17 protein-coding genes are annotated in these 24084 nt (G+C 72.6%); 7 read left to right on the forward strand and 10 right to left on the reverse strand.

Annotation, left to right across the window (positions count from 1 at the left end):
* The 6 genes from Voc01_RS28810 to Voc01_RS28835 all read right to left on the reverse strand — a co-directional run.
* Positions 1-757, reverse strand: a 757-nt coding sequence (locus tag Voc01_RS28810) for a PIG-L family deacetylase (protein WP_203930723.1), incomplete at its 3' end; no start/stop codon positions are given.
* 100 nt (positions 758-857) lie between these two features.
* On the reverse strand, positions 858-2138 hold the full coding sequence (locus tag Voc01_RS28815) for a hypothetical protein (protein WP_203930724.1): 1281 nt from the start codon (positions 2136-2138) through the stop codon (positions 858-860).
* Positions 2139-2615: 477 nt separating this feature from the next.
* Positions 2616-3371, reverse strand: a complete 756-nt coding sequence (locus Voc01_RS28820) for a cellulose binding domain-containing protein (RefSeq protein WP_203930725.1) — start codon at positions 3369-3371, stop codon at positions 2616-2618.
* 40 nt (positions 3372-3411) lie between these two features.
* Positions 3412-4014 (reverse strand): roadblock/LC7 domain-containing protein, encoded by a 603-nt coding sequence (locus Voc01_RS28825; protein ID WP_203930726.1) that lies wholly within the window; start codon positions 4012-4014, stop codon positions 3412-3414.
* Entirely contained in the window at positions 4011-6500 is a 2490-nt protein-coding gene (locus Voc01_RS28830; protein ID WP_203930727.1) for a helix-turn-helix domain-containing protein, read from the reverse strand. Before Voc01_RS28830 ends, Voc01_RS28825 begins: the two co-directional genes overlap by 4 nt.
* Positions 6497-7582, reverse strand: a complete 1086-nt coding sequence (locus Voc01_RS28835) for an Hsp70 family protein (RefSeq protein ID WP_203930728.1) — start codon at positions 7580-7582, stop codon at positions 6497-6499. The genes Voc01_RS28830 and Voc01_RS28835 overlap by 4 nt, the downstream gene beginning before the upstream one ends.
* Positions 7583-7884: 302 nt before the next feature.
* Here Voc01_RS28835 and Voc01_RS28840 point away from each other — a divergent pair, with 302 nt between their 5' ends.
* From Voc01_RS28840 to rpoB, 7 genes are all read left to right on the forward strand, one after another.
* Positions 7885-8730, forward strand: a complete 846-nt coding sequence (locus Voc01_RS28840; RefSeq protein WP_203930729.1) for an IniB N-terminal domain-containing protein — start codon at positions 7885-7887, stop codon at positions 8728-8730.
* A gap of 75 nt (positions 8731-8805) precedes the next feature.
* Positions 8806-10689 carry a dynamin family protein gene (locus tag Voc01_RS28845; protein WP_203930730.1) on the forward strand — a complete coding sequence of 628 codons (1884 nt, stop codon included), beginning with the start codon at positions 8806-8808 and terminating at the stop codon, positions 10687-10689.
* Positions 10686-12128, forward strand: coding sequence for a P-loop NTPase family protein (locus tag Voc01_RS28850; protein WP_203930731.1), 1443 nt, complete (start codon positions 10686-10688; stop codon positions 12126-12128). The genes Voc01_RS28845 and Voc01_RS28850 overlap by 4 nt, the downstream gene beginning before the upstream one ends.
* A 220-nt stretch (positions 12129-12348) precedes the next feature.
* Entirely contained in the window at positions 12349-12492 is a 144-nt protein-coding gene (locus Voc01_RS28855; protein WP_203930732.1) for a hypothetical protein, read from the forward strand.
* Positions 12493-12617: 125 nt separating this feature from the next.
* Entirely contained in the window at positions 12618-13808 is a 1191-nt protein-coding gene (locus Voc01_RS28860; protein WP_203930733.1) for a YcaO-like family protein, read from the forward strand.
* Positions 13809-13816: 8 nt separating this feature from the next.
* Positions 13817-15022 (forward strand): MFS transporter, encoded by a 1206-nt coding sequence (locus Voc01_RS28865; RefSeq protein ID WP_203930734.1) that lies wholly within the window; start codon positions 13817-13819, stop codon positions 15020-15022.
* Between the two features lie 110 nt (positions 15023-15132).
* Complete coding sequence (gene rpoB / locus Voc01_RS28870) at positions 15133-18447, forward strand: DNA-directed RNA polymerase subunit beta (protein WP_203930735.1); 3315 nt, start codon at positions 15133-15135, stop codon at positions 18445-18447.
* Between the two features lie 114 nt (positions 18448-18561).
* Here the strand turns inward: rpoB and Voc01_RS28875 are convergent, their stop codons facing one another.
* From Voc01_RS28875 to Voc01_RS28890, 4 genes are all read right to left on the reverse strand, one after another.
* Positions 18562-19005: a GNAT family N-acetyltransferase gene (locus Voc01_RS28875; protein WP_203930736.1), complete on the reverse strand. Its 444-nt coding sequence runs from the start codon at positions 19003-19005 to the stop codon at positions 18562-18564.
* A gap of 56 nt (positions 19006-19061) precedes the next feature.
* On the reverse strand, positions 19062-19628 hold the full coding sequence (locus Voc01_RS28880) for an AAA family ATPase (protein ID WP_203930737.1): 567 nt from the start codon (positions 19626-19628) through the stop codon (positions 19062-19064).
* A gap of 98 nt (positions 19629-19726) precedes the next feature.
* Complete coding sequence (gene ileS / locus Voc01_RS28885; RefSeq protein WP_203930738.1) at positions 19727-22843, reverse strand: isoleucine--tRNA ligase; 3117 nt, start codon at positions 22841-22843, stop codon at positions 19727-19729.
* Positions 22844-23150: 307 nt separating this feature from the next.
* Positions 23151-24071 (reverse strand): aminoglycoside phosphotransferase/kinase family protein, encoded by a 921-nt coding sequence (locus Voc01_RS28890; protein ID WP_239160557.1) that lies wholly within the window; start codon positions 24069-24071, stop codon positions 23151-23153.
* Between the last annotated feature and the right edge of the window lie 13 nt (positions 24072-24084).

Here is a 24084-nt window from a genome sequence, read left to right on the forward strand (position 1 = left end):
CGTGGATGACCGGACCGCTGTACTGCCCGGCCACGTCGACAGCGAACCGCGCCGCGGCGTGGTGGTCGGTGTGGTCCTCGTAGTACCGGGCGTCGGGGGTCGGGTCCTGGTACCGGAGCACCGTCGGCTGGTAGCTGTTGAAGATGGCCAGCAGCACCGAGTTGACGTCGGCCTTGGAGTAGCTGTACGACCCCACCGCCGCGCCGGTCGGCACCACGGTCTGGTCGGTGTAGCCGTTGTCGTAGACGTCGCCCAGCTTGAGGTCGCGCAGGTTCATGAAGACCAGCTGCACCTCGGGCCGGCTGATGAGCCAGTACTTCTCGACCTTCCGCGACCCGATCGTCCAGGCCTGGCTGGTCCACTCCTCCTGGGCGTTGGTGTTGGTGTCGGGCACCCCGGCCATCCGCGCGTACGCGTCCTGGAGGCCACGCTGGAGGCTGCGGGCCTTCTGCGCGGGCGTGTTCCCGGCGCCGCTGATCTCGCTCGCCGTGATGTACACGGTGACCGTCGGTACACCGGCGCGGATCGTCTGGTAGATGTCGGGGTTCATGAAGAACAGGTCGTCGTCGGCGTGCGCGACGACGTTCATGACCTGAACCCGGCCGTTGGTGGGGTTGGAGGCCGCGAACGCGGCCTGCGTGGCGCCCATGGCGACCCCGATCCCGGCGCCGGCGAGCGGAGCGGCCACCGCGGCGGCGGCACCGCCGCGGAGCACCCCCCGGCGGGTTACGGAACGGTCCCGGTTGGACCCGGTCATTGGCAGATCTCCATTCGTCGGTGCGAGGGGTGGTACCGCGGGGGATGCAACCGCCGATGGCCGGCCACCACGGGTGGTGGCCGGCTCACGGCGCGGAGGTCTACGGAGTGCCGAGCAACGACCGCACCGCGTTGATGTAGATCTGCTCGACCCCGTTCGGTGACGAGGCCGTCGGCTTGCCCCGGAAGTGGCCGAGGTAGCCGTACACCGTCATGGACCCACCGGCGATGCCGGGGTGGTCGGCGTCGAACCCTCCCGCGTACGACTCCCCCCGCCGGAGGAGCTCGTCACTGGGGATGTAGCACAGCGTCTCGTGACAGCACGTCGAGTACAGGAGCCGGCTCGAACCGCCGTACAGGGAACGCATGTACACCGCGAAGCCGGAGACGACCTCGCCGCCGCTGAACACCATGCGCAGCCCCGGTGCCCCGGACAGCTTCCACACCTGGATGGGCAGCGGAACGCTGGTGGCGAACGTGTTCGAGTCGATCTGCTGGATCATCGTCTGTGCGTGCCGGCGGTGGTAGCCCGACGGGTAGTTCTGCTGCCGCTGCTGGTAGATGTTCTTGACGACCTGCATGTTGCCCGGCGTGGGCGTGATGTCCAGCGGAAGGTTGACCGTGCTGTAGCCGGTCAGGATCGGGCCGGCCAGGGCCCGTCCGGGCGTGGCCATCGCGGTGGTCACGGCGGTGGCGAGGTTCTGACCCAGCTGGTCGACGTACGAGAGGCTGAAGACGCCGTCGGGGTTCTGGTCGCCGCACGGGCCGAGGATGAACTGGGCGAGCGCGCCGGTCGAGCTCTCGATGCGGTCTGCGGCCGCACCGGGGTAGTCCGGGTCCAGCAGCGTCTGGCTACCGCCCGCGACCGGGTGGCAGCCGTAGCTGAAGAGGACGGCCAGCGGGGCCCCGCTGGAGTTCCGGGCGACCAGGACCGGCACATCGGTCTCGCGGTAGCTCATCCCTTCCCGGTTGTACGACCAGTTCTGCGTCGTCACCTTGTAGTCGAGCGTGCACGGTACGCGGGTGGCGTTGTACGTGTCCTGGACCAGCTGCACGATCTTGTCGGCCAACGCCGTGGAGAGGTTGGAGATCTGCGTGCGGTGCGTCGCGTTGGCGTTGTACGCGATGAACGGGTCGAGCTTCTCGGTGGTGGCCGGACCCGAGTGGGTGTGCGAGGTGGACAGGACGAAGTCGCCCTGGGGAATACCGATCGCAGCCACCCGGTCACGGATGTTGATGTGCAGGCTGCGCCCGAAGGCCAGCGTGTCGACGGTGACGATCGCGTTGGGCCAGCCGTCGTCCCAGAAAATGGTGCAGCGGGCCCGCAAGGGCCGGTTGACACCGGTAGCGACACGAGGAGTGTCGACCCCGTAACCCGCCATGATGGAACCGACCGGCGGGGTGATGTCGACCTTCCCCGTGGATATTGCCAAAGCCATCTGTGTTGCCCTCCCGTGGACAGATGTCGGTCGACGTCGATATTTGTGCGAGTTGCGGTGAATCGATGCATGGACATCCTGGTACAGACCATCAAGTCGCGGGATCGTAGGAACGTCTGACTAGAGCTGTCCTCACGTCCTGTAGTCATGGCCGCGGTCGTATGACCTTGGTCTCCGCTGTCCACAAAGGACCGATTTGGCGGCACCAAGGCCTTTCACGGCCCCGAACTTGTGGTAGTGAACGCCTTGGACACACCTGGAAGAGGCCGCCGGTTGCACCAATCGGCTGTCGGCTATATGTCACCACGCGCCTGCGGCACGACGCGCACACGGACCGTCACGCAACGACCGCGGCGCACGCCGACACCCGGAGGGAAGGCGCCGACGTGCGCCGCGTGATGACGCGGGGTCAGCGCACCGCTACCCCGCGAGTCCGGTGCAGGCGCGTCCGTCGATGGAGCAGGCGGTGGGTGTCGCGTCGAAGACGGCGGCCCCGTTGACCTGGAACGTCACCGTCACCGACGCGCCGGCCGGCACGGAACCGGTGGCGGCGGTGGGAGTGAAGGTCCAGGTGGCCGCGTTCCGGGTCGCCGTCGCACCCGAGGCGTTGGAGACGGTGAGCGTCTCGCGCGGCAGGGTGAGCGTGACACTCCACCCCGTGACCGGCACCTGTCCCGGGTTGGTGACGGTGACCGTCGCACGGTAGCTCGCCAGTGACTCGCTGCCACCGACCTTGTCGTAGCGGGCCTGCAGCGGTTGCGCCTGCGCACCCGGTGCGTTACGCACCGGACCCGTAGCGCCACCCGGTGTGGTGGTGCCGCTCGCCGTCGGACCCGACGGGACCGCGGATCCGTTGGAGGCGACCACGACCGGCGCGCTCCGCGACGTGACCGCTGTCGGGATGCCGCTCCCCTGTGCCGGTCCGACGGCCGGCGTGGCGCCGGTCGCCGCCCGGCGCGGCACGTTCACCGGGCCCGTGGGAACGAAGAGCCCCACCAGCAGTACGGCCGCGCCGATCGTCACGATTCCGGCACCGATGCCGACCGCGATCCGTTGCGTCGCGGGAACGTGCCCGGCGCGGAACGGCCGGCGCAGCAGCGCGAGCCCGCGGGTGAGCGTGTCCAGAACGACGACCGGCACGCTGCGCGGCCGGGATCTGGGCAGAGAGCTGTCCATGAGGTGGGGTCTCCGTGGGGTGGCGGGTGACGGGCCGGCGTTACAGCGACCGCAGCCGCGACAGCATGCGTTCGAGCTGGTCGTCGGTGGGCTGCGCCGGATCGCGGAAGTTGAGCTGTGCGGCGCTGAACTCCGCGGAATGGCGTCCACCGGTGCGCCTGCGTAGCGGCGTCCGGACGGCCGGTGCGCCATCGCGCGCGGCGTGCCTCGGCACGAACGGCACCGTGCGGATGTCGTGCGCGGCCAGGACGCGTCCGGCGTGCTCCGCGGCGGTCGCGGTGTCGTCGAGGACCGAGTCGAGAGTGGTGTCGAGCGCGGTCAGGCCGTTGAGGGTCACGCCGAAGACCGCGTCGGGACCGGCGGGCGCGAGCGCGAGCAGTTCGTGGTCGAGCATGACGACCGTGCGCCACACCGGTCCCAGCGTCTCCGGACCGGACGCGCCGGCGAGGCCCCGCACCGTCGACGCGAGGCGCGAGATCTGCGCGGTCGTCCGCGGAAAACCGCCGCCCCAGCTGGCCATCGCATGTCCGTCGGTGGTGAGCAGGACGGCCGACTCGGCGCCGGGAATGCGGTCCACCAGACGCTCCAGCAGACCGGCCAGGTCGGTCACCGCCAGGTGTGACTGGGTCATGCTGATCCTCATCTCTGCAGGCTCGGGTCGGTGTCGGTGGTCAGCACGCGGAGCTGGGCGAGCAGGTCGCTGCGGCTGACGCAGCCCAGTCGCTGCCGCATCCTGGCCATGTGGTGCTCGACGGTCTTCGCCGCGATGAACAGCCGGTCGCCGATCTCGCGGTAGGTCAGGCCGGCCAGCACCAGCGTGGCCACCTCGTGTTCGCGGGGGCTGAGGCCCGCCTCCCCGCGCCGGGCCGGGCGGGCGCCCGGCTGCGGTGCCGGTCCGGCACCCGCGTCGGCGGGCGCCTGCCGGCCCTGCAGGACCCGGGCGCAGTCGAGCAGCGCGGTCATCACGCGACGGTCGGTCGTGCGGATCGCCGCCTGCCCGGCCAGCCGCGCCCCGTCCCAGCAGAAGCCGGTGGCGTGCAGCGCGCGGGCCGCGGCCTCGACGCGGCCCTGGTCGACGTCTCCGTCGAGCACCGCCAGCCAGCACGCGGCCGCCGACGCGACCGCGGCCGCGAACGGGCTGTGCCCGCGCCGGGCCGACAGCGCCGCCGCGTGCGCCGCGGCCTCGGCCGGCTGTTCGGAGATGACGGCGGCGTGCAGGCAGCTCCAGTGCAGCTGCACCGTCCACAGTGGAGGGTCGCCGAGGTTCTCCAGCAGCGCCCACGCGTCGCGGAGCTGGTTGGCGATCCAGCGCTGCTGACCGATCCGGGCCGCGGCCACGGCGAACTCGCCCAGCGGCAGCAGCGTGAACAGGTCCACCGGGTGCTGGATGACCGCCTGGCACGCGTCGGGCCACGCGCGGTGCAGCGCCACGAGGTCGCTGTCGCGCCGGGCCAGCCCGAGCGCCAGCGCCGCGCCGAGGATCCGGTCGCGCGGCTCCAGCCGGTCGGTGTCCGTGCCGGCGGCGGCGCGTGCCGCGGCCGTGTCACCGCGGACCATGAGCAGCCACGCGCGCAGCAGCCGGTGCCGCGTGGTCATCAACGCACCGCCGACGCCGCCGGCGACCGCGCGCATCAGCACCGACTCGCCGATGTCCAGCTCTCCACAGTGGACACCGACGAGCGCGGCGAGCGCCGCCGGGCTGTCCGGCAACGGGGTCTGGTCACCGGCCGACTCCAGGAGCGTCGCGGCCTGCACGAGCGTGGACAGCGCGGTCGTCGGCGCGGCGCAGACCGACTCGTGCACCCCGCGTGCGGTCAGGCCGGCGGCGCCGGCCAGCAGCGTGGGCGACCCGGTCGCCGGTCCGTCGCGCAGCAGCTTCTCCGCGTCGGCCAGCCGACCGGTCCCGACGAAGCCGATCGCGGCGAAGGCGGCGGCGGAGGCGTGACCGGACCACAGGTACAGCTCGGCGCTGCGGGCCAGCTGCCCGCGGTGTGCCAGGGCCGTGGCCGCCATGACCGCCCCGTCGCCCCGCTCGGGCGAGCCGGGATCGGCCATCACCTGGTCGGCCAGCCGCAGCGCCGTGTCGAGGTCGCCGACGAGCGCGGCCGCGCGGGCCTGCGCCACGACGGTGGGCCGGCCCGCGGCGGCGGCCACCTCGAACATGCGCACCGCCAGGGCCGGGTCGCTACCGAGCGCCTCCTGCGCGGCGACCTCGAAGGCGCCGGCCATCGCGCCGCCCGCCTCCGGGCCACCCGCGTCGAGGAGGGCGCGGACCAGCGCCAGCACCGGCCCGCCGCGGTCGAGCTGGAGCCCGATGAGCCGCTGCCACACCGCGATCCGGTGCGCCACCGGCACCACGGCCCGGATCGCGGCGCCGGCGACCGGCACCAGCTCGCCGTCGCGTCCGAGCAGCCCGGTCGCCCGGGCCGCCTCCAGCACCGTCACCACGCCGTCGGCGTCGCGGTCGAGCAGGGCGCCGAGAAGGTCCATGCGCAGGCCCATCCCGGCCTCCGTGGCCAGCTCCGTGGCCAGCAGGACCCGGCGGACCTCCGGGTCCAGCGCGTCGAGCTCGGCGGTGAACGGGGTCAGCACCTCCGCGGGCACCCCCACCGACGACGGGCCCTGCGCGGCGAGCCGGGCGACGAACGCGGGCACCCCACCGGTCAACGCGGTGACCCGCGCGACGGCCGACGGCGCCGGCCGCTCCGGCCAGACGCCCGACAGGTACGCCTCGACCTGGTCGACCGCGAACGGGGCGAGCGCCACCGGCCGCGACGTGCGCGACACGGCCTCCACCAGCTCGGCGAGGCCGGCCGGGCGGGGCCACGGCCGGTACGCGAGCACCAGCCGCGGCTGCTGCCGGCGGGCGAGGCGCAGCAACGCCTCCAGCTGCGCGGGGTCGAGCAGGTGTGCGTCGTCGACGAGGAGGACCGTGTCGTCGTCGACGGTCTCGGGCACGGCCGGCCACGGGGTGCGCACCGGGATCCCGGCCGCCTCGCAGCGGGCGGCGACGGCGTGCAGCACGGTGGTCTTGCCGTACCCGCCCGGAGCCTGCACGCAGAGGCCCGTCGGGCCGCCGGTCACCGCGTCGAGAGCGGCCCGCACCGGTGCGGTGAACACCTCGCTCATGCCCGCTCCCGGGCCACGGGCCGGGTGCGGGTGAGCACCCGGCGGGCGGCGAGCGCGGCGCCCCGCGCCACCACGCCGTCGGGGTGCGGATCGGACCGGACCGGTACCGGCAGCCGCGCGGCGACCAGCTCGGCGAGCCCCGGCGTCTGCGACGCCCCGCCCGCCAGGACGACCGCTGTCGGCTCCGTACCGGCGTCGCGGGCCAGCCGCGCCAGGCCGTCGACGGTCGGCTGCAGGAGCGGGCGGACCAGCTCGGCGAGCTCCGCGCGGGTCACCACGACATCGACCTGACCGGTGGGGGTCGGCACCGGGACGACCGCCTCGGCCGCCACCGACAACCGCTCCCGCGCGACGGCGCAGCTGTCGCGCAGCCACGCCATCATCGCGGCCGACATCGAACCCGCGCGACCCGACCCGGAACGCGCCAGGACGTGCGCGACGAGCGCGTCGTCGAGATCGGACCCGCCGACCGGGTGCTCCACGACATCGACCAGCTCCATCCCGCCGCCGGTGCGTCGTGCGACGACCGACCCGGTGAAGCCGGTGCCACCCAGGTCGTACCCGGCGAACACGCCCGGCGCGGGCAGCTCCCCCGCGGTCCCGTGACCCGCGACCGCGGCCAGGGCGGACGCGACCAGAACGACGTCGTCGAGCCCCAGGTCGCCCAACGCCCCGCTCAGCAGCCCCTCGCGGTGCGCTCCCCATCCGGACGGGCACGCGAGCGCGACCTGCGCCGCCGGCTCGCCCTCGACGTCCCAGACCCGGTCGACGACCCACCTGACCATCGCGGCGGTCAGGCCGTGCGCCGGGTACGGCTGGTTCCCGATCATGAAGGGGACATCGTCGCCGACCCGCCGAACGTAACCACGAATCGACCGGAGTGACGGTCCGGGTTCGTCGGGGCCGGTCACGTCGCGTGGCGACACCGTTCCGTCCATGGAGATCTGGAGCGTGGACCCGACGGTGGCCGAGCGGGCGCCGAGCCGTACGGCTACCGCCTCCGACCAGCCGTCCTCCCCGCGCCGGCACACCGCGGCGGACGCCGTGGTGCTGCCGATGTCCACACCGAGCGCGTACGGCATCCGCCCCTCCTCCCCCCGAGCTCCCCACCGACCGTGATCACGGCAACGCCCTCGTTCGTACCAGATGTCTGGTTGGTGGGCCTCCCCAGATCTTCGACCGCCCTCGATCCCCCAATCCCCCCATCGGGAGGCCCCCGGCACCCCCGGGTGCGTCGCGCGGCGATGCGGCGCGATCCCCGATGACGGTGGACGCGACCGGAACCTAGCGTCACCACCGGTGACCGGGAGGCTGGCCCACCGGCACCGATCGATGTCTTGCACATGTCTTGCACTGCGAGGAGATGCGGTTGATGGAGACCCAGATGACGTTGCACGACTTCGTCCTCAAGCTGCTGGTCGAGCCCGGTGCCCGCGCCGAGTTCGAGCTCGATCCCGAGGGCGCCCTCGCGGAGGCCGGCCTGAGCGACATCACGGCCGCCGACGTACAGGAGGTCATTCCGCTGGTGGTCGACTACGCCCCGGTCGACGGGGTCACGGGGCTCGTCGACCTCGACGCGATCACTACCGACCCGACCAGTGCGGTGAGCCAGCTGCAGGGGATCACGCAGGTCCTGCCGGTCGGCGTGGGATCCGGCACCGGGCCGGACCTCACGCTCGGCGCGACGGCCGTGGCCGGCGTGTCGCTCGACCTCGGCGGGCTCGACGTCTCGCCGGTGACGCTGCCGGGCCTGGGCATCGCGCCGACGGGCAGCGGGCTGGTCGGTGTGGGCGGCGACCTGTCCGCCGTCGCCGACCCCGCGAACACCATCGACGCGATCGACCCGGTGGGGTCGGTCGTCGGCCCGGTGACCGGGCCGGTGCTGGGATCCGACCTCGGCGGCATCGGTGGCGTCCACACGGGCATCGCCGGTGTGGACGGTCTCACCGGTTCCGTCACCGGCTCCGTGCACGGGGTCGTCGGTGGCGTCACCGACCCGCTGCACGGCGTGGTCGACTCCACGGTCACCGGCGTCGTGGGTACGGCGGACGTGACCGTCGGAGCGGTGACCGGGGTGACCGGCGCGGTCACCGCGCACAGCACCGAGGTGGGCGTCACGGCCGACCCGACCGCGTCGGCCTACACCGGGTCGACCCTGGGCCAGCCGGTCGACGGGCTCCTCGGCGGCGTCACCGACACCGTCGACGGCGTGACCGACATCTTCCACTGATCCGCAAACCAGCCCGGGAACCAAGGTCGGAGTCGACGATTGATCGCACCATGGGAGGCCGGACCCGCGTCTGACGTGCGTCCGGCCTCTCCGCGCCGCCACGACGGCGCGGAGACCGAAACCCGCGCCGCCGTGGACGCGCCGCACGCCCCGGACCCGTCCGTCGCCCCGTCGGCGCCCCGCTGGCTCGACCTGCTCGACGAGACCACCCGGGTCTGCGCCGCCTACGGCCGGGCCGACCTGGTGGGCCGCCTCGGGCAGCGGCGCGCCCAGCTACTGGACCCGCAGCTGCGGGTGCTGGTGCTTGGCGCGCCGAAGCAGGGCAAGAGCCAGCTCATCAACGCGTTGCTGAACGCGCCGGTCTGCCCGGTGTCCGACGGCGACAGCGGCGTGCTCACCACCGTGGTGCAGCACGCCGCGGCTCCGTCGGCCTGCCTGGTCCGGCGCGCGTCGGAGCCGGGGCGTTCGGAGGTGCGCACGCCGGTGCCCTTCGACCGTCTCGTCGCGCGGCCCGGCGGACCTGAGCCCGCGCCGGGCTCCTACGCCGAGATCGGCGTGCCCCGGTCGCTGCTGGCCGCGGGGATCGCCCTGGCCGAGGTGCCCGCTGCCGTGATCGAGGCGCCCGACGGGTCGACGGTCGAGACGACCGTCGCCGACCTCGCCGCGTATGTCCGCGCCGACACCGCGATCCTGGTGTCGGCGGCGACCGCCGAGCTGACCCGCGGCGAGCTGGCCCTGCTGTCGACGCTCGTCACCGGGTTCCCCGAGGTGGTGGTCGCGCTGACCAAGACCGACCTCGCCGTGGGGTGGCGGCGGGTCCTGCACCGCAACCGGCAGGCGCTCGCCGACGCCGGCATCCCGGCCCGGGTGGTGCCGGTCTCCTCCGCGCTCCGGCTGCGGGCGGCCACGACCGGCGACCGGCAGCTGAACGCCGAGTCCGGGTTCCCCCACCTCGTGTCGACGCTGCTGGACGCCGTCTCGCACAAGGGCGACCGGTTCGCGCGGTCCGCGGTCACCCTCGTCGGACGCTCGGCTGTGCGCGACCTCGCGACGGCGCTCAACCAGGAGCTGGCCGGCATCGCGTCCGGTGGCGACACCGACGCGATGTCGCGGCTGCGCGAGGCGCAACGGCGCAGTGACGAGCTGCGCCGGAGCACGGTCCGCTGGCAGAACGCGCTCGCCGACGAGGTCGCCGACCTGCTCTCCGACGTGGAGTACGAGCTGCGGGAGTCCGCGCGCGTCATCCTCCGCCGCGTCGACGGCATGCTCGACGAGATCGACCCGGTACGCGGCTGGTCCGACGTGGAGGACTGGCTCAACGGCGCGATGGTCGACACCGCCGAGGAGGCGTGTGCCTCGCTGGTCGACCGGATCGACGCCCTCGCCGAGCGGGTGGCGCGGCAGCTGACCGACGATCCGGCCGCCGTCGTCTGGAAGGCCGAGCGCCTGCACCGGCTGACCGACCGCGTGTCACCGATCGACCGGCCGGTGACGGAGCGGTTCACGCTGAGCCAGCGCGTGTTCTCCGGGCTCCGCGGCTCGTACGGCGGCGTGCTGATGTTCGGCCTGGCGACAAGCCTCGCCGGCCAGCCGCTGATCAACCCGATCTCGCTCGGCGCCGGCGCCGTCTTCGGCGGCAAGAGCATCTTCGACGACGGCAGGTCGGTCCGCAAGCGTCGGCAGGCCGCGGCGAAGGCCGCCGTCCAACGGCACATCGACGACGTGTTCCTGCGGCTGGGCAAGGACGTGCGCGACGCCATCCGGCACGTGCAGCGAACGCTGCGCGACCAGCTCGCGACGCTCACCGACGGGCTGCAGGAGTCCATCGTGGAGTTCGCCCGCACGGCGAAACAGGCCGCCGACAGCGAGGCCGCCGTGCGCGAGCACCGCGCGCAGCGCATCCGCCGCGAGCTGATGCGCCTGGAAAGCCTCGACGAGCAGGCACGGGAGCTGTCATGACTCAAGCGACGCACGTGCGCACCGCGGTGTGGGACCTGTTGACGGAGGCCTCCCGCGTCTACCGCGACAGCCGGCGGGCCACGACGTGGCTGCGCGACCACCTGTACCGCCTCGACGAGCCGTTGCGCATCGCGGTGACCGGGCGCGCGCACTCCGGGAAGTCGACGCTGATCAACCTCCTCATCGGCGAGGACGTCGCGCCCGTCGACGTCGGCGGCGAGCCGCTCACCTGGTACCAGGACGGCTCGGTTCCCCGGGTCACGGTGTACCCCGACCGCGGACCGGCGCACGACCTGCCCGTCGCCCGGCTCGGCACCGGGCTGCGCCTGGATCTGACCCGCTGGAAGCCGTGCGACGTCGACGAGGTCGTCGTCGAGCTGCCCGTGCGCGCGCTGCGGCACGCCCAGCTCATCGACGCGCCCGCCGTGACACCGGCCGGCGGCGACGGCTCGGTCGCCCGGCGCGTCCTCCGCGACGCCGACGCGGTGCTGTACCTCGCCCAGCAGGTGAACGAGGCCGACCTCACCTTCCTCCGGTCGACGCGCACGGGCACGGGGTCGCTGGCGTTGCCGGTCAACGTGCTCGTGGTGCTGTCGCGGGCCGACGAGGTCGGCGGCGGCCGCATCGACGCGCTCGGCTCGGCCCGCCAGGTCGCCCGCCGGCAGGGCCGCGACCCGCGCGTGCATCACCTGTGCCAGAACGTCGTGGCGCTGTCGCCCCTGCTCGCCCGCACCGGCTCGACGCTCACCGACTCCGAGTTCCTCGCCCTCGCGACGCTGGCCGACGTGCCCCGCGCCGGCCTGGAGCCGTTCCTGCTGTCGACCGACCGCTTCACCGGCGCCGACTTCCCGGTTCCGCTCGACACGACCGTGCGCGGCGCACTGCTCGACCGCCTGGGCCTGTTCGGCGTGCGGCTGGCCGTGACCCTCATCCGCACCGGCGGCCACACGCGGGAGAAGGTCGCCGAGCAGCTGGTCCGCCGCAGCGGCCTGACCGAGACACGGGAGTCCATCCGTGAGTTCTTCCTCGACCGACGACAGGTCCTCAAGGCACGGACCGCGCTTCTGGCGCTGGATTTCATGCTCCGGGCCGAACCCCGCGACGACGCCGGCCACCTCCACGCCGAGCTGGAACGCATCGTCGCCAGTACCCACGACTTCCAGGAGCTGCGGACCCTGGCGGCGCTACGGACCCGACGGGTGATCCTGCCCGACCCGTCGGCCGCGGAGGCCCGCCGGCTGCTGGGTGCCGACGGGACGAGCGTGCCGGCCCGGCTGGGCCTGGAGAACGAGTCCTCCGACGACGACCTGTGGGCCCGGCTGCACGACGCGCTGCACCGGTGGGTGCGCGAGACCCACAACGCGCAGCTGACCACCGACCAGCGCCGCGTCGCGTCGGTGGTCGTCCGCAGCTGCGAGGGGATGCTGTCGTCGTTCTGACGGTGGACCCGCCGGGGGCCGGGCCACATGCGGAAGAAGGCGGAAGGGCTTCTTCCGTGCGCATGCCGCCCGCCGCCCCGTGTTTGTCACCTTCTGCGGAATCGTGCCGCCAAAGGCCGTCCGGACGCAGCCGCGCGGTAGTTTGATCGCCACAAGTCGATGTGTGGGTGCGCGGATCCGGTTTCGCGCGGTACCGCGTCCCCGCCGGGAGGGGGCACCGATGGGCAACAGCAATCCGAACGGCACGACGGCGTTGAAGCGCGACGGCTTCGAGCTGGAGGACACGTTCAGTGTCTCGGCGAGCGAACGCGGCCTGATGGACAAGGTCTTCGCCCGCGGCAGGGCGGGTTCGGCCAAGCGCTGACGGCACCGGGTGGCGGTCCGTCGGACCGTCACCCGGGTCAGTGACCGGTGCGGCGACGCGACGACGGGGTGCCCATGTCGGCGAGAAACGAACGCAGTGTCGGTGTCGACGAAGCGATCTCACGGATGCGCGCGACCCTCGACGGCGCCGGACTCACGTGCGAGATCCAGACCGGTGGGGTCACCGGGTTTCCCGTGTACCGGTGCTGCCTGGTCGACGCGTCGGGTAACCCGCTCGCCTATTCGCTGGGCAAGGGCGCCGGCCGGCAGAGCATGGCCAGCGCGCTGTACGAGCTGTGGCAGCACTACCAGCACGAGATGGGACAGCGTGGCCTCGCCGCGCGACCCGACGGGGTACGGGTCCTTCCGGTCACCGACGTGCTGGCCCAGCCCGGGTTGGGCGGCGAGGCGATGCTGCACCGGTTCGTCGAGGACCATCCGGACGCCCGCGTCGCGTGCCTGGAACTGGTTCCGGTGAACGGTTCCGGCGGCAGCCTGTGGTATCCGGCGTTCCCGCGCTGCCCGTCGCTGCGGTGGTATCCGGTGCCGGGCGACGACGTGACCTACGAGTCCTACGCGCGGTACGCCTACGACAACGGCACCGCCTGCGGCGCCACGGAAGCCGACGCCGTGCTGCACGGCCTGCTCGAGGTCATCGAGCGCGACGCGGTGTCGTTGGCCCTCCTCGACTGGTACGCCGCCGATCCGCCGCGCGCGCACGCGGTCCCGTTGCACACGCTGCCGGAGAGCCTGCGCCCGCTCGCGGCCCTGGCCACCGACTACCTGGGCGTGCCGCCGCTGCTCCTCGACGTGACCAGCGACCTCGGCGTGCCGGCGTTCGCCGCGTTGCCGGCACGGGCCACGAAGTACGTCGGGCTGCTCGGGTCGGGCGCGTCGCTCGACCCCACGTACGCGGCCGAGCGCGCCCTCACCGAGCTCGTCCAGTGCTGGTTCACCGCCGACCTCGACGTCGACGCCACGCACGCCGACCGGCTGGCCGCGCTGGAGCCGTGGCCGGTGCTGCACCGCTGCGCGGTGCTCGATCCGACCGGGCTCGCCGGCGCCGCGCGACCGGTGCGGCGCGACTGGTCCGACGCGCCGCGCCGCACCGTCGACCAACAGCTCGCGGCGCTCGTCGACCTGCTCGCGGCACACGGGTTCCGGCCGTGGACGTTCCGGTGGAACCCGGCCGACAGCCATCCCGTGCTCACCGTCGTGGTGCCGGGGCTGGACTCGTTCGCGATGGTGCACAACGCCGTGCCCGTCCTGCCGACCGGCCGCGCGATGCGGCGCCTGACCGACCTCGCCGCCGCATGATGGCGGCGTTGCGCCTGCCGCAGTTCCGGTTGCTGTTCGCCGGTCTCGTGGTGAGCATGGTCGGCGACTCGGCGATGATGCTCGTTCCCGCGATCCTCATGCGGGACCTCACGGGGTCCGCGGGCGCGGCCGGTCTCACCATCATGTTCTTCATGCTGCCGATCTGCGCGGCACCGGCGTTCGGATGGGTCATCGACCGGTTCCGGCGGCGCACGGTCCTCGTCGTGACGTGCCTGCTGTCGGCGGTCGCGCTCGTCCCGCTGTTCACTGTGGACGGTCGCGGCGACTGGTGGACCGTGTACGCGGTGTCGGCGACGATGGGCGCCTCGTACGTGTGCGTGTTCGGATCGGTGACCGCGCTGGTCCGCGACCTCGTTCCGCACGAGCACCTCGCCGGCGCGAACAGCGCCATCCAGACCGTGCGGCAGGGGCTGCGCCTCGGCGGCCCGCTGCTCGGCGCGGCGCTGTACACGGTGGCCGGCATCGGCCCGGTCGCCCTGGTGAACCTGGTCAGCTTTCTCGCCGCCGCGCTGGTGTTCCGGCTGCTGCGCGTCCGCGAGTCGCCGCCGCCCCGCTCGCGGTTCGCGCTGTGGACCGAGGTGACCGCCGGCATGCGCGTCATCGCCGGCACCGCGCCGGTGCGCCGCAGCGTCGTCGCGATCTGCGCCCTGTTCGTCGCCGGCGGGCTGACCGAGTCGGCCATCTTCGCCGTCGTCACCGAGGGCCTCGGCCGGCCGCCGGCGTTCGTCGGCGTGCTGGCCACCGTCACCGGCGTCGGCGCGGTCCTCGGCGGACTCGCCGCGTCACGGGTCATCGCCCGCTACGGCGAACTGGCGGCGGTCGGCGTGGGCGCCGCCGTGTACGCGCTGGCCACGATCGGGATGTCGGTGCCGGCGCTGCCCGCCGTGACCGCCGCGGCCGCCGCCACCGGGGTCGGGCTGACGATCCCGTTCATCGCCCGCGTGACGCTGCTGCAGAAGACCGCTCCGGCGCACCTGATCGGCCGCGCCACCACGGCGTACGACGCGGTCGGCGGCGTCAGCCAGGTGGTCTCGATCGCCGCGGGCGCCGCGCTGGTCAGCGTGGTCAGCTACCGCCTGCTGCTGCCGGCGTTCGGGGTGCTGGTGCTCCTCGCGGCCGCGTACGCCTGGCGCGGGGCCGGGATGACCCGCCCGGCCGCCGGCTACGCTCGAACAGGAGCGGCACGGGCATGAAAGAAGCCCGCTCACCGGCGGGCACAGTTCAACCTTACCCGGAGGATCCAGCGGCCGCATCGGCGCAAAGAACGATCTTATGGGTGGATTTGTCGCCTACCGTTCCGCACATGCCCGCTCTCACCTTCCCAGGGACCAGTCTGTCCGCACACCGGCGGATCTCCTTCGGCCGCATCGCGGAGCACCTCGACGTACCCGACCTCCTCGCCATCCAGACCGGCTCCTTCGACCGGCTGGCGGACACCGGCCTGGCCGAGATCCTCGACGAGATCAGTCCCATCGAGGACTTCTCCGGCACGATGTCGCTGTCGTTCTCCGCGCCGCGCTTCGACGAGGTCAAGGCCTCGATCGAGGAGTGCAAGGAGAAGGATCTGACGTACTGCGCCCCGCTGTTCGTGACCGCGGAGTTCACCAACCACACGACTGGCGAGATCAAGAGCCAGACGGTGTTCATGGGTGACTTCCCGATGATGACCCCGAAGGGGACGTTCATCATCAACGGCACCGAGCGGGTCGTGGTGAGTCAGCTCGTCCGGTCTCCGGGCGTGTACTTCGACAGGACGCCGGACAAGACGTCGGACCGGGACCTGACCAGCTGCAGGGTCATCCCGTCGCGCGGTGCGTGGCTGGAGTTCGACATCGACAAGCGCGACACGGTCGGCGTGCGGGTCGACCGCAGGCGTCGGCAGGCGGTCACCGTGCTGCTGAAGGCGATCGGGTGGACGGCCGAGCGGATCCGTGAGCGCTTCGGGTGGTCGGAACTGATGATGACCACCCTGGACAAGGACCACACCAAGGGTCAGGACGAGGCGCTGCTGGACATCTACCGCAGGCTGCGCCCGGGTGAGCCGCCCACGCTCGACACCGCCCGGACCGCGCTGACCAACCTGTACTTCAACCCGCGTCGCTACGACCTCGCGAAGGTGGGGCGGTACAAGGCGAACCGTAAGCTCGGCGTCGACGAGGCCGGTACCGCGCTCACCGAGGCCGACATCGTGGCGACGGTCGGGTACCTGTGCCGGCTGCACGCCGGCGAGGAGGGCTACGAGACCGACGACATCGACCACTTCGGCAACCGTCGCGTGCGCACCGCCGGTGAGCTCATCCAGAACCAGCTCCGCGTCGGCCTGTCCCGCATGGAACGGGTCGTCCGCGAGCGGATGACGACCCAGGACGTCGAGGCGATCACGCCGCAGACCCTGATCAACATCCGCCCGGTGGTGGCGGCGATCAAGGAGTTCTTCGGCTCCTCGCAGCTGTCGCAGTTCATGGACCAGACGAACCCGCTCGCCGGTCTCACCAACCGGCGCCGGCTCTCGGCGCTCGGACCCGGTGGCCTGACCCGGGAACGCGCGAGCCTGGAGGTCCGCGACGTCCACTCCTCGCACTACGGCCGGATGTGTCCGATCGAGACGCCCGAGGGCCCGACGATCGGCCTCCTCGGCACCCTGTCGATCTTCGCGCGGGTCAACGCGTTCGGGTTCATCGAGACGCCGTACCGCAGGGTCGTCGACGGCGCGGTCACCGACCGGATCGACTACCTGACCGCCGACGAGGAGGACCGGCACGTCATCGCGCAGGCCGCGGAGCCGCTCACGGGCGACGGCCGGCTGGTCCGGAGCCGGGTGATGGCGCGGCGCAAGGGCGGCGAGAACGAGCACGTGGCCCGCGACGCGGTCGACTACCTCGACGTCTCGCCGCGGCAGATGGTGTCGGTGGCCACCGCGATGATCCCGTTCCTGGAGCACAACGACCCGAAGCGCGCGTTGATGGGCGCGAACATGCAGCGGCAGGCCGTACCGCTGGTGCGCGCCGAGGCACCGCTGGTCGGGACCGGCATGGAGTACCGCGCCGCGGTCGACGGCGGCGACGTCGTCCTCGCGGAGGTGGCCGGTGTCGTCGAGGACCTCAGCGGCGACTACATCACCGTGCACCAGGAGGACGGGCGCCGCCGCACGTACCTGCTGCACCGGTTCGACATGTCCAACCAGGGCTCGTGCGTCAACCAGAAGCCGGTCGTCGCGGAGGGCGACCGCGTCGAGGCCGGTCAGGTCCTCGCGGACGGCCCGTCCACCGACCGGGGTGAGATGGCGCTCGGCCGCAACCTGCTCGTGGCGTTCATGCCGTGGGAGGGGCACAACTACGAGGACGCGATCATCCTGTCGCAGCGCCTCGTGCGCGACGACGTCCTCACGTCGATCCACATCAAGGAGCACGAGGTCGACGCCCGCGACACCAAGCTGGGGCCGGAGGAGCTGACCCGCGACCTCCCGAACGTCAACGAGGACCTGCTCGCCGACCTCGACGAGCGCGGAATCGTCCGCATCGGCGCGGAGGTGGTGCCGGGCGACATCCTCGTCGGCAAGGTGACCCCGAAGGGCGAGACGGAGCTGACCCCGGAGGAGCGCCTGCTCCGGGCCATCTTCGGCGAGAAGGCCCGCGAGGTGCGCGACACCTCGCTGCGGATGCCGTACGGCGAGACCGGCACGGTCACCAGGGTGCGGGTGTTCTCCCGCGACGACGGCGACGACCTGCCGCCCGGCGTCAACGAGGTCGTCCGCGTGTACGTGGCGAAGAAGCGGAAGATCCAGGACGGCGACAAGCTGGCCGGCCGCCACGGCAACAAGGGCGTCATCTCGAAGATCCTCCCCGTGGAGGACATGCCCTTCCTGGCCGACGGGACCCCGGTCGACATCGTGCTGAACCCGCTCGGCGTGCCGAACCGCATGAACATCGGCCAGATCCTGGAGACCCACCTCGGGTGGGTGGCGAAGACCGGCTGGGCCGACGCGCCCCCGGACACCCGGGTGGCGACACCGGTGTTCGACGGGGCGACGCAGGAGGAGATCGCGGGCATGCTCGCGTCGACGCTGCCGAACCGCGACGGTGAACGGCTCGTCGGGTCGTCGGGCAAGGCGCGGCTGTTCGACGGTCGTTCCGGTGAGCCGTTCCCCGAGCCGGTCGCGGTCGGCTACCTGTACATCCTGAAGCTGAACCACCTGGTCGACGACAAGATCCACGCGCGGTCGACCGGTCCGTACTCGATGATCACGCAGCAGCCGCTGGGTGGTAAGGCGCAGTTCGGTGGTCAGCGCTTCGGTGAGATGGAGTGCTGGGCGATGCAGGCCTACGGCGCGGCCTACGCGCTGCAGGAGCTGCTGACGATCAAGTCCGACGACGTGCTCGGCCGGGTGAAGGTCTACGAGGCCATCGTCAAGGGCGAGAACATCCCGGAGCCGGGCATCCCCGAGTCCTTCAAGGTTCTCCTCAAGGAGCTGCAGGCGTTGTGCCTCAACGTCGAGGTGCTCGGCGGCGACGGTGTCGCCCTGGAGCTGCGCGAGACCGACGAGGAGGTGTTCCGCGCGGCCGAGGAGCTCGGCATCGACCTGTCGCGGCGGGAGCCGAGCAGCGTCGAGGAGATCTGACGTGGAACTCCTTGGTTGTGGGGCGGCTTGGTTGTGGGGCGGCTTGGTTGTGGGGCGGCGCCGGCCGCGTCGCCGCGGATTGGTGGGACCGCCGGTAGCAGCGGCAGGAGTGGGTCAGCGCGACGTGTACCGCACCCGGGCGATGGGCCAGTCGGACGCGAGCCACCGCGACACCGCCTCGTACAGCGGCACGTCCAGGTCGGCGTGGTCGGCCCGGACCCACGACTGCACCTCGGCGACCTCCGGCTCGTCGCGCAGCGGGTAGATGTACACGCAGCCGATCACCTCGTCGCCGGACAGCACCGAGTAGGTGAAGCCGGTCCGCTTCGCGAAGTCGTCGGCGTGCCGTCGCAGATCGGCGAGGTTGCGGTCCAACGACATTCCCTCGGCCGGGGGCCACTTCTCCGTCTTGAAGCCGGGCGTCGCGCGGATGTGGTCGATGCTGCCCGTCCACGCGGCGTGGTCGCGCTCGTTGTGCCGCGGACCGAGCGGCTCCAGGCGGAACCGCTCGGTGACCAGCTCACGCGGCACGTCGAAGTCATCGGGAACCAGGGCCATCCCGGTAACCTACCCCCGTGCACGTCGTCGACGGGGTGCCGACGCCGGTCGGTCCACTATGGACCGACCTCCGCGCGCCGGATCAGCTCGTCGCGGTAGGTGTGGTCGGCGCCGGGGTGCTCGTCGGCCACGCGGGCGCCGTTCTCCCACCACTGCCGTAGTCCGCGCCCCAGCTCCCGCCCCGCGCGGGTGTGCACGCACAACGCGTAGTCCGGGACCTCGACCCGGAGCTCACCGCTGTCGACCACCGTGCGGACGTAGTCGGCGTGCTCCGCGCTGGTGCGGTCCTTCGGCGCGGTCGCCAGGTAGCGGACCGCGTGCACGACCTGCATCCAGTCGGTGCCACCGCTCGCCTCGTAGTCGGCCCGCAGCTCGCGCAGCAGAACCGGGGCGAGCGGCGCGCCCATTCCCACGTCCTCCACGGCGATCACCCGCAACCGCCGCCACAGGTGGGCGGCGACCTCCGGGGACGTCGTGTGCATCTCGTACGCGGCGAGCACCGCGTTGTCGACCCGGCCACGCCGGATCTCCTTCTGGAGCACCGATACCAGCTGGTCGACCGGAACCCCGCGCGGGCTGAGCATGCGCGTGTACGGGTCGTCGGTGTGGAGCGGTGGGTTCATGAGGGTCACGCCTTCCCATGTGGACTCATCAGGCGCGTCCGATGGTCGGAAGGGGCCTCGCTAAGCACCAGCCTGCCACGACCGCCGCCGCCGCGCCACTACGGGACCCGGCGCAGCCAGAAGGTCAGGCGCAGATCCGCGTCCTCGTGGGGTGTGGCGGGCCAGGCCGGTCGGCCCGGCTCGAACGTGGTCGCGAGCACGTCGTCGGCCACGAGGTCGCGGTGTTCGGCCAGCGCGGCCGTCACCTCGCCGTCGGCCGCGTCGTACCGGAGGTCGATCCGGTCGGTGACCTCGAGGCCGCTGGACTTGCGGGCCTCCTGCACCAGGCGGATCGCCTCGCGGGCCAGCCCGGCACGGCGCAGGGCGGGCGTGAGGTGCAGGTCGAGCGCCAGGCTGGCGCCGGCGTCCGACGCGACGGCCCAGCCCTCGCGCGGCGTCTCGGTGACAACCACCTCGTCGGGTCCGAGGGTGACCGGCTCGCCGTCGACGGTCACCGTGGCGCCGCCGGCGGCCAGGTCCCTCTTGAGGGACGCGGCGTCCGCCGCCGCGATCGCCGCCGCCACCGCCTGTACCCGCCGGCCGAACCGCCTGCCGAGCGCGCGGAAGTTCGCCTTCGCGGTGGTGTCCACAAGGGACTCCCCGCCGGCGCTGACCGGCAGCACCGCGGCCACGTTCAGCTCCGCGGCGATCTCGGCGACCAGCGCCGGGTCCAGCGTCGCGAACCCCGGTGCCGAGGCGAGCGACCGCGACAGCGGCTGCCGGGTACGGACCCCCGAGCCGGCCCGGGCGGTGCGGCCGAGCTCGACCAGCCGCCGGGTCAGCGCCATCTGCTCGCCGAGCCGGGGATCGACCAGCGTCGCGTCCGGTTCCGGGTACGCCGCCAGGTGGACGGACACCGGCGCCGCCGGGTCGACGGCGACGACCAGGTCCTGCCAGACCCGCTCGGTGACGAACGGCACGATCGGCGCGAGCAGCAGCGTCACCGTGCGCAGGGCCTCGTGCAGCGTCGCCAGCGCGGCCGGCTCGCCGCGCCAGAACCGGCGGCGGCTGCGCCGGACGTACCAGTTGGACAGGTCGTCGACGAACGCCGCGAGCAGCTTGCCGGCCTCCTGCGTGTCGAAGGCGGTCATCGCGTCGTCGACCCGCCGCACCACCAGGTTCAGCTCGGACAGCACCCAGCGGTCCAGGACGGACCGGTCGGCCGGCGCCGGATCCACAGTGGACGGTTTCCATCCCGCCGCGCGGCCGTACAGGGACTGGAACGCGACCGTGTTCCAGTACGTCAGCAGAGTCTTGCGCACGACCTCCTGCAGCGTCGCGTGCCCGACCCGGCGGGCCGACCACGGCGATCCCGCCGCCGCCATGTACCAGCGCACGGCGTCGGCGCCGTGCCGCTCCAGCAACGGGATCGGCTCGAGGATGTTGCCGAGGTGCTTGGACATCTTGCGGCCGTCCTCGGCGAGGATGTGACCGAGGACCACCACGTTCTCGTACGCCGAGCGGCCGAACACCAGCGTCCCGACGGTCATCAGGGTGTAGAACCAGCCGCGGGTCTGGTCGATCGCCTCGCAGATGAACTGGGCCGGATAGCCGTTCTCGAACCGCTCCCGGTCGCGGTGCGGGTAGCCGAACTGGGCGAAGGGCATCGCACCGGAGTCGTACCAGGCGTCGATCACCTCCGGGACCCGCGCGGCGACGGCACCGCAGTCGCAGGGCAGTGTCACGTCGTCGACGAACGGGCGGTGCGGGTCCATCGTGGACAGATCGCGGCCGGCGAGTTGCCCGAGCTCGGCGAGCGAGCCGACACACGTGAGGTGGCCGTCCGGGCAGCGCCAGATCGGCAGCGGCGTGCCCCAGTAACGCGCCCGCGACAGCGCCCAGTCGACGTTGTTCGTCAGCCAGTCGCCGTAGCGGCCGTGCTTGATGGTCTCCGGCTGCCAGTTCGTGCGCTCGTTCTCGCGCAGCAGCTGGTCGCGGACCGCGGTGGTGCGGATGTACCAGGAGGGCTGGGCGTAGTAGATCAGCGGCGTGTGGCAGCGCCAGCAGTGCGGGTAGCTGTGCCGGTACGGCTCGTCGCGGAACAGGAGACCGCGCTCGCGCAGGTCGGCGACGAGCGGCGCGTCGGCGTCCTTGAAGAACCGTCCGCCGACGAGCGCGATCCCGGGCTCGAACGTGCCGTCGGGGCGCACCGGGTTGACCAGGGGGAGCCCGTACGCGCGGCAGCTCGCCAGGTCCTCCGGGCCGAACGCGGGCGCCTGGTGCACCAGGCCGGTGCCGCTGTCGGTGGTGACGTAGTCGGCGAGGATCACGACGTGCGCGTCGGGGATGTCGACGAGGTCGAACGGGCGCCGGTACGACCACCGCTCCATCTCGGTACCGGTGAACGTCCGCTCGACGGTCCACTGTGGACCGAGCGCCTGGGTGAGCAGCTCCGCCGCCACGACGAGCCGTTCGGTGCCGTCGGTGGCCACGACGTAGGTGACGTCGGGACGCACCGCCACGGCCGTGTTCGACACGAGCGTCCACGGGGTGGTCGTCCACACCAGCAGCGCCGCCCCGCCCGCCAGCGGACCGGAGAGCAGCGGCAGCCGCACGTACACCGACGGGTCGACGTCGTCCTCGTAACCCTGCGCCAGCTCGTGGTCGGACAGCGCGGTCTGGTCGCGCGGGCACCACGGCGCCACGCGGAAGTCCTCGACGATCAGGCCCCTGTCGAAGATCTGCTTGAGCGACCACCAGACCGACTCGACGTACTCCGGATCCATCGTCCGGTACGCGTCGTCCATGTCGACCCAGTAGCCCATCCGCGCGGTCATCTCCGCGAACGCGTCGGTGTGGCGGGTCACCGACTCGCGGCAGCGGTCGTTGAACGCGGCGATCCCGTACGCCTCGATGTCCTGCTTGCCGGCGAAGCCCAGCTCCTTCTCCACGGCCAGCTCGACCGGCAGCCCGTGGCAGTCCCATCCGGCCTTGCGCGGAACGTGGAAGCCTTTCATCGTGCGGTAGCGCGGGAACACGTCCTTGAAGACCCGCGCCTCGATGTGGTGCGTGCCGGGCATCCCGTTGGCGGTCGGCGGGCCCTCGTAGAAGATCCACTGTGGACGGCCGGAGGTCTGCTCGAGGCTGCGCGCGAACACGTCGTGCTCGTGCCAGAAGCGCAGCACCTCGTGGTCGAGCGCGGGCAGGTCCACCTGCGCGGGTACGGGCCGGTACATCGGTGTGTCCTCCGTCGGGCGTCGTCACCAACAGAGGGACGGAGCCGCAGCCCCGCGGTACCACCCTCCTTGACCGTGCATGCCCTTGCGAACCGCACAGCCCACTCGCTTTCCGCAGCGCCGGTTCTACTCGGCCCGCACGGGCCTTTCCTCCGGCGGCTCCGGGGTGATCTTCCCGCCGCGCACGCTCCCGGGCTCACACCGTCCCCGGGTCGCTACGAGCTGCGTGCGGCGGTACTCGTCCCATCGACGCCGTCTGCTGCGGTGCCACACAGTACAGCAGATCCCCGGCCGCGGTCCCCGCATTTCAGGCGTTCGCGCGGCGCAGGCGCTCTGCGGCCTGCGCCCGGACCGCGTCACCCGCGACGGGACGCGTGCCGAACGCGGCCTCCCACCGCGCGTTGTGCGCCGCCGGCCACAGGCTCGCCGCCCACGCGACCTCCCGCTCCCCGGCCGTGAACCGGCGCCCCCGCTCCTCCTGGTAGGTGGCCAGGAACGCGGCCGAGCTGGCGACCGACGCCAGCGTCGGCGGCGAGGCACTGGCGAACGCGCCGCTCGCCGCGCCCACGAGCGCGGCCTCGGGCTGCCAGGCGAGGCTGTCCCAGTCGTGCACGGTCCACAGCACGCCGTCGCGCCAGCGAAGGTTCTGCGCCTCGAAGTCGGCGTGGCCGAGCACGCACGGAAGGTCGGCGGCCAGAATCCGGTGCCGGACCCGGCGGGCGGCCTCGCTGATGAACGCCGGCACCGCGAGCCGGTCGCGTTCGTCGAGCACGGGGACCGCCGGCCAGATCCCGCCGTCGGCGTGGTCCCACCGCACCCAGCGCGGGTTCGGCAGCGGCGGTGCGACGGAGACCCCCGCCAGCTCCGCCATCAGCCGTGCGAACACCGCCGCGTACCGCGCGGCGACCGCCGGGGAATCGCCGGGCAGGAGCACGCCGCCGGGCCGGAACTCCTCCGCGTGCACCACCACCGATCCGACACCGACCGCCGGCGTCAGGGGCCGCGCGCACGGGAACCCCCGCTCCGCCAACCGGGCCTGCGCGGTCACGCAGGACGCCGCGCGTCCCTCGTCCGCACGCGCCTTGACCACGATCTCGCGCCCGCCGGCCAGACGGAGCCCGAACACGGCGGAGATCTGCCTGAGCTCGAACAGCACACCCACCGGTGCCGCGCCGAGCGTGTCGACACACCAGCGCGGCAACCAGGCGGGCAGGCTGTCCAACGGCACAGACCCACTGTGC

Origin of the sequence: Virgisporangium ochraceum, from assembly GCF_016863655.1 — a bacterium.
GTDB lineage: Bacteria > Actinomycetota > Actinomycetes > Mycobacteriales > Micromonosporaceae > Virgisporangium > Virgisporangium ochraceum.